Genomic DNA, 7,293 nt, shown 5'->3' with positions numbered 1-7,293 from the left:
GCACTTGCCCCCTCGATTGCTTCTTGAACTCTGCTAATTATCGAATCGCCAGCCTTGAGCTCCCACCTGTCGATCCACACGTTTGTTCGTTTCCTGAGCAGGTGCCCTGCTATTAAATCTACTTTTTCTTTATCTACGTGTGAGTAGCTTACAAAAATAGGCATATCTGCTCCATCCCTTGATCCGGCATCATGCGGGTTTCTCGTAATACCTGACTCCAACAAATTTTGCTAGCGGCACCTGTCTTGTGCGCAATCTGATTAGCCCCTGGTTTCGTACGCACATTGAATGACGGCTTTTAGCTGTGGATTCAACTGGTCGTAAGGAACCGCCAGTCCAGCGTTAGCGGACAACCCTCACAGGTCGCAGGGGCCTTGATTCCTGACAACACTCAGAATTCTTGGCTTGATAACGTGGGGGAAAGGCTTTAACGGTTTGGCTTCGAGAGGAGTTTGATCATGGCATTGGTCGACAAGCGAGATGGCCGCAATTTTAGCTATGGTCGACAACTGAGCTATGCCGGGCCGCAAGCGCTGAAAGATCTATTTGGCGGAGGACATTACGGCACGGTCAAGACGCACAGTGACCGCTGGCAGGCGTTTGTACGCTGGTGTCGGTAGGAGGATGGGCCAGGCGTCAACGATGCGCGACGGATTGATCGGCAGACCTTGTTGGACTAAGCCGAGCATCTGCGCCAGCAAGTTGAACAAGGTGCTATGGCATCCACTGCGCAAAACCGGTTATCCCGTGTGAGTCGGACCATAGCCGCGCTTCACGGTGATCAGTATGTGAAAGTACCGAGCCCGAGCAAGACGCTGGGAATGCGGCGCAACAGTGTCCGCTGCTCGGTGCCGTAAGGTCAAAATCACGAACACGTGAAGCGGGTGAGCCTATCAATTCGTTGTACATAATGATGTCAAAATAGTAGCATTTCGCAGAGCGGCTCCACCCAATCAAGGAAGAATCTGGATGAAACGGCGTTTGACGGCACTTGTAATTGGAATTTCAAACTACCCTAACGGTGGAGCGTTAGCTAACGCTACGCATGACGCCATCGATATGGCCTCAGCGCTTGAAACTCTGGATTTTTCAGTAATATTAAAGATTGATTGCACAGCTGAAGATATAGATAGATCTATACAAAATTTTAAGGACAATCTTAATAGTAATGATGTAGGGCTATTTTATTTTGCAGGTCACGGAATTCAGATAAAAGGCGAAAACTATCTAATTACTACCGATACAAATTTCTCGGATGAAATTTCAGTAAAACACACATCGTTTGCTTTGAATCGGCTTATCGAAGTTATGGATGACTGTTCGAATCCAACAAATTTGATAATTTTGGATGCATGTCGCAACAACCCTTTTTTGCGAGCTTGGAATCGTGGGCCTGAATTGTCTGGGCTGGCCTCGGTATATACTCCGAAAGGAACGCTTATCGCATTTGCCACGTCGCCAGGCGAAGTGGCCGCTGACGGTCCAAATCGTAACGGGAGTTACACCGAGGCGCTCCTTAAGCACATCAACACCCTAGATATTTCCGTTGAAGATCTTTTCAAACGAGTTCGAAATACGCTAAGCGTTACCACGACCAACAAACAGACATCATGGGAGCACACTTCCCTTTCTGGTGATTTTTTCTTTAACATTAGCGCTGGGCGACGACTTACAATTTATAGCGCAGCAGCTATCGCGGACTCAACGTTCACTCCTCAGGCTGGTACAATAATTGCTGAATGTATTCGCGACTTAAAATCCAGGAATTGGTATACTCAAAATCCTGCCATTGCTAAGCTCACGAAAGAAAGGCTTGAATCATCGGATATAAACACGCTGTTCGTTTTGGGCAGAAATATCTATCAAGCCGCATGTGGCTCGGCGAACGACGCAACCAATTACATAGTTGATTTTAATAAAAAAACTTCTGAGCTTTCCCAGGAAAACAGAAAAGCTATATTGGACGGCATGCTATTTGAAGTGTTTTTCAATGCAAAAGGTGAGATCAGAGAAACATTTAAGACATCAAAGTTCGATCAGCTTTTTGAGTTGCGAAAAATTGAGTCCCTTGCCTCTAGCTTTGAGCTTATATCAGACGTGCTAATTACGTACCAAAATCGATTTTATGTCATACCTGGCAAGCCCAGACAGATCAGCATCGACATTAAATCGAAGCAGCTCGACTCAGGTGAACAACTGATCACTGGGATTTTTTTCGAAGGGATCAATATCATTAATCTCACTTTCAACAAAAGCTACGAAGATATTACCGCTCACCCAATCAGATACGACAGCCTAGTAAAAATGATTACCACGCAGATGATGATCCCAAAGTCACAGCTAACCATTACTAGCGACTTTGATGAAGCATCCAATATCTTAATACCATTTGGCACTAATCTCGCAAAATAAACTTTCTTCTAAGAGAAGCTGCTTCTAGGTTTGTAAAGCGACCTTTAATAAGCTGTCGATAGCTTAGGTTACTTTAGATTCCATCTGTACGCACAGGGAGGGTGAGCTATGCGTAAAGGCTTGTTTGTCGGAATAAATAACTACAGCCATGTTTCCAAACTCAGCGGCTGTAACAACGATGCTATGGCGATGGCTTCTGTACTGGAGCGTCATTCCAGTGGGCGACCAAATTTCAGCAATAAAATTTTGACCTCGGCTGAAGAAGACGTGAGTCTGACGTTACTCAAAGACAATATTCGTAGTCTATTTTCTGGAAAATGCGATGTCGCGTTATTGTATTTCGCCGGGCATGGTCAGTTTGATACGGATATTGATGAGGGGATGCTTATACCGCAGGACTACAAAATAGGAGGTGACGGTCTACGAGTCAGCGACATTTTGAAGTGGGCACATGATGCCACGCAGATTGAAAACAAAATAATCATATTGGACTGTTGCGAGGCCGGTGGTGCAGGAGATAGTCGCGCTCTAAGGGGCGGAGCTAGCATGTTGAGCGAAGGAGTCACTATCCTCACAGCCTGCAAAAAAACAGAGCCTGCGCTGGAGAAAAACAGCCATGGCGTATTCACCGGCCTACTTCTGCAGGCTTTACACGGTGGAGCTGCTAACGTTCTCGGCAAGGTCACGCCTGGCGGCGTCTACTCGTTTGTCGACAATGCACTTGGAGCATGGGAACAGCGGCCCGTCTTCAAAACCAACGTATCGCAATTTATTGCGTTGCGAGAAGTCGCACCTCTAATTTCCGAGGAAATACTGCGCAAACTACCCGACTGGTTTCCCGATGCAAGCTTTGAGTTTCCCTTAGACCCTAGTTACGAACCTACTGAAACCGCAGTGTTCAACTCCGACAAAGGCGACGTCTTCGCTCAGTTGCAAAAGTGTAATCGCCACAGCTTGATAGAGCCACTGAACGCTGAGCACATGTATTACGCCGCAATCAACTCCACCGGCTGTCGTCTCACTGCCCTAGGAGCCTATTACCGAGAACTTGCAATCAAAGGACATTTCTGATGCCTGTATTTATCAGTTACCGCCACACCGACCGTGACCAAGCCATAGAAATAAACAGTCGACTGAAAAAAGCAAACATCAATACCTACTTAGACGTATTGGATGCTGAATCTCAATCCACCGAAGACATCACAGCTGTTATTACCCGTAACATCACCCAATGCACACATTTGCTCGCCGTCGTTTCGGAGAGAACCGCACTGTCGTGGTGGGTGCCATTTGAAATTGGTGAGGCTACAATCAGCAATCGACGAATCTGCTCCTTCAAAACTGGAGGAACAGAGCTTCCCGAGTACCTTGAAAAGTGGCCAAAAATGACCAAGGGCACAGATATCGACTTATTCATCGAATCCTATAAAAGCGAACTCATCTCCGAACGCTCGATAAGCCTTGAATCGATCATGGGCAGCGAATCACTCCATAAAACAAACAAGAGCAACGCTGACAAATTTCACTCGGAACTCAAGACGAAGATTCGTCGAGGGTATTAAAAAAAGCGAATATTTTAGTAGCAACAAGGCCAAGATAACCCCGGCCTTGTTGCTTTTGTTATTTGGTTGGCCCACCCTGCGAGGTTAATTGTACCGCTGAAATAATGAGCAAGATCAGGTTGCGAACGTCGAACCGCTGCTGCCTGCGTGAAACGAATCAGACCTCCCAAAAAAGTCTTTCGCTAATGACCGGCAACAAGTTTTACCACCGACTCTGCGTAAAACTCATCAGTAATAAATAGTTAGCCCGTTACCACAGTAATTTGTCCACGATTCGTGGTATTCCGGTCGTCCCACGCGTAGAGTCTAGTGCCAAAAAATTCCACAGACTTGGATTATGGTTATTACTTCGCCAAATCTCATAAATATGCTGATTTATACCTATAGCCGCAACGAATCTTGCAGAGTCCCAATTTGTGCGTCCGGCTCCCCGCGGACTCGGATTTGGTATGCCAAGAGGCAAAGTGCCATTCCATTGATCCCACGTGCGCAAACCGAGTGGAGGTAAATATGTAGCTCGGGATATGTGAAAGTACGAGAGCCCGGAGTGTCTCCCATCAATCATCGGGGCCAAATCTGGAAACAAGCAATGCAATGTCTTGCTTGCAGCAACAAAACCGCCGCTCAAAGTCACTGAGCCCGGTGCGGCCAAGACGTTAAAGAGGTCTTGCAACTCCACTGATAAATTAGAATGCGTCGAGGAGTTGATAATGGTACAAGGCGATGTTGGCAATGGAAGTGAGATATTTTGTATCCAGTTTAGGATCCCAGCAGGAAGTCCATTTAGAACCCCATGTAGCACCGGAAGAGCGACGAGAATGGAGCGTTGTGCGCTCATACCAAAGGCGATCAATAGATTATGAATTTCCGCAGCGGCGTTCCCATTTTTAATCCAGTTTGCGAGGCTTCCATGGGTAGCAATCCCTTGTGTTCTGCCAACTATAAAGCTTTCATATGTAATATTGTAATTAGCAGTACGTGAGTTTGGTGTGTTGTACGCCGCGATCATCGCCGGAAGCATCGCCGGCAGCGCCGCCAATTGCGTATTTACTGGTATAGGCATCTATCTCACCAAATAAAACATTTTTTAAATTTAATGACTAACTATAAATAGATTACCAGAGGCATAACGTCTGACGGCTTGTGGCTAATTTTTTGAAGTCAGCACAAGCAGTATTTTTGTTGACTGCCTCAGCGAAACAGCGCTATGCAGTAAAATCAGCTACGTTTGTAATACGAATCTGAGTTTTCAATCGCATTCCGTTACCGCGAATGGTCACCGATCGCTTGGTACGGTGGGCATCTACAGCACGTTGATACTGTTCATTAGTCAATATCGCAGACATAAAAGTTCGTTCTCCCTGAAAGTCTGCGACTACTCGGATATAGTTCCTATTACCTTCAGGATCACGCGAGCGGAGCTCGACTATGGAGCCAGTCACCGTTATATTATCTTCCCCGCGGAAGTGCTTCTTAATAAAGGCGACATAGTCCCTTAACCGTGTAATCTTATCTTCGGTAATCCAACCGGTAGAAGAGATCCGTATAGAGGCTCCTGTTTCTAAAGAAAACTCAATAGTATCCATACCAGGCCCTAAAATCATCTTCGACAAGGCTTCCAACAGTTCCACATCAAACAGTGAAATGGCGTCCGCCATTGACTCTTCCGTGTATAAAGACTGTGTATCGTTGAGTACTCTAGCATTCAGGAATTCAATAGCCGAAAATAATGACAAACAAACTTTATTCGAATCAATCGCCTCATGCCCGAATAAATCGGCTTGCCGGAGCGTTGTTCTTGGCACCTCGATGCTAGCAATGAAACTACCGACTTTAGTTTGAAGTAAAAGGCATTCTTTTGCGAAAGTACTGGCTGTTACTCGATTAGAGTTATTATCCCCACCCAGCTTAAATTTGGCGCTTTCATATAACCCTGCTCCCATATGAGTCAAAAACTCCCCAAACGCCAAAAGCGGCATCGCACCCCAGCGAGTAGACGAATCCACGAATCGTGATGAGATACGAGCAGGACTTGAATCTGCATTTGAAGCGGCGCTCTCAACCATTTCGCCGAAGCGACTGTAACCATACAAATCCAATAGAGAGTCAGCAGCTGCATGCAAAAGAGTATCTACACCAGGCTTGGATGAGTCATCGGGTAGCGCGATGGAGTACTTCCCCTCGATCCCAAGGGCAGCCGGCGGATAAAAAAAACGAAGTCCCTTGGCTTGACGCCCTTCTACCCATCCTGAGGCGGTGAGAAAAGTCTGGAGCTTTTCGGCGAGGATAGACAGGTCTTCAGATCTATGACTCATACCTCTATCCCCAACTGCTCGTAGCAAGATCGGACGAAACCGAGCCCAAGACGATTGGCCTTCGGAATCGAAATCCTAATTTGGTGCGCGTTCTCGGTCTCAGTAACCCCCTCATCTGGTAGGTACCAGTATGCACTTCCAGCAACAGACAATTGGGACTCGTCTATGGCTATACAGTCCGGTGGGGCTGAATCGAGCACTACAAGGATTAGGTGCATGGGCAAAAACTGAGGTCGTCGGGCGACGAGATCATTGTAGGTCTTGGATTCGAGATCAAACCTGATCTGATCGCCATCGTCCGTGACTCCAGCAGATGTGGTTGCCTTGAGCTGAAAATCTAGCTTGTAGGGGGAGTCAAGGTAACGCATCCCTCCTTGGGGAGTGCGTCGCACTGTAACAGGGCAGACAACCATGTCCACTCCATGGTCAAGCGGGGGCTCCGTAACCTTAAATCCGTGCCCGTTAGCGAGGATTCGAAGAAATTCCTTCGAGATCGCTTCCTTGATCTGAGCCTCCGTCATATCCCCGCCGTGCCAAATTTTTTTGACAGCATAACGTATGAAAATGCTGAGCGTTAGTCATGAGCGGCATAATGCCATCATTACTCCAAGTGACGTTCGGCACTCAAACAAGCGTAGCGACACTTCCTTCATTAGCGAGGAAGGCGGTCACCCAGAGATTTGGTCCTCTCGGGGCAGAAGAACACACCCCCCTCATGGGAAGCCGGTGGAGCCTCGGACGCCATAGCAGTTGGAAAACTTGACTTACATAGTCGACGTTGAACGAATTGCGTACAAATTGCACAAGTGTCCCGATAGCTGCTGAATCCGGATTCGATTCCACGTAAAGCCACAACTAGCTGATTTATTTATAGTTACTGGTTGGGGTACGCCGAGTTTTCCACCGAAATCCATGCGCCCGGAAAACCTAGCCTCCCTGAAACATACCGTTCGTCTGGTGCCGGCACCATACAAAACAAAGCCCCTGCAGAAATGCAGGGGCTT

Annotated in this window: 6 protein-coding genes and 1 pseudogene; 4 read left to right on the top strand and 3 right to left on the bottom strand. The window is 47.0% G+C overall.

Translation table 11 applies throughout. From position 1 onward, the window contains the following. The coding region (locus DBR24_RS34750; RefSeq protein ID WP_128613931.1) for a toll/interleukin-1 receptor domain-containing protein at positions 1–164 on the bottom strand (164 nt) is incomplete at its 3' end. A 294-nt stretch (positions 165–458) separates the two neighbouring features. Between DBR24_RS34750 and DBR24_RS31460 the strand changes: the two are divergent. The 4 genes and pseudogenes from DBR24_RS31460 to DBR24_RS03720 all read left to right on the top strand — a co-directional run. After that, positions 459–854 (top strand): annotated as a pseudogene (locus tag DBR24_RS31460) (integrase); the annotation flags it as partial. A 115-nt stretch (positions 855–969) separates the two neighbouring features. Then, positions 970–2,412 carry a caspase family protein gene (locus tag DBR24_RS03730; protein WP_128613929.1) on the top strand — a complete coding sequence of 481 codons (1,443 nt, stop codon included), beginning with the start codon at positions 970–972 and terminating at the stop codon, positions 2,410–2,412. 108 nt (positions 2,413–2,520) lie between these two features. After that, positions 2,521–3,483, top strand: coding sequence for a caspase family protein (locus DBR24_RS03725; protein WP_128613928.1), 963 nt, complete (start codon positions 2,521–2,523; stop codon positions 3,481–3,483). Continuing rightward, positions 3,483–3,974 (top strand): toll/interleukin-1 receptor domain-containing protein, encoded by a 492-nt coding sequence (locus tag DBR24_RS03720; RefSeq protein ID WP_128613927.1) that lies wholly within the window; start codon positions 3,483–3,485, stop codon positions 3,972–3,974. The genes DBR24_RS03725 and DBR24_RS03720 overlap by 1 nt, the downstream gene beginning before the upstream one ends. 1,205 nt (positions 3,975–5,179) lie before the next feature. On the opposite strand, the gene DBR24_RS03715 is transcribed toward DBR24_RS03720, so the two are convergent. Beyond that, positions 5,180–6,289: a hypothetical protein gene (locus tag DBR24_RS03715; RefSeq protein ID WP_128613926.1), complete on the bottom strand. Its 1,110-nt coding sequence runs from the start codon at positions 6,287–6,289 to the stop codon at positions 5,180–5,182. Next, the gene (locus DBR24_RS34745; RefSeq protein WP_128613925.1) at positions 6,286–6,810 is read right to left on the bottom strand and encodes a DUF4365 domain-containing protein; all 525 of its coding nucleotides are present in this window, start codon (positions 6,808–6,810) and stop codon (positions 6,286–6,288) included. The genes DBR24_RS03715 and DBR24_RS34745 overlap by 4 nt, the downstream gene beginning before the upstream one ends. Positions 6,811–7,293 lie beyond the last annotated feature (483 nt).

The sequence above is a fragment of the Pseudomonas sp. HMWF006 genome (assembly GCF_003061205.1).
GTDB lineage: Bacteria > Pseudomonadota > Gammaproteobacteria > Pseudomonadales > Pseudomonadaceae > Aquipseudomonas > Aquipseudomonas monsensis.
This window is presented reverse-complemented; position numbering and strand designations above follow the sequence as displayed.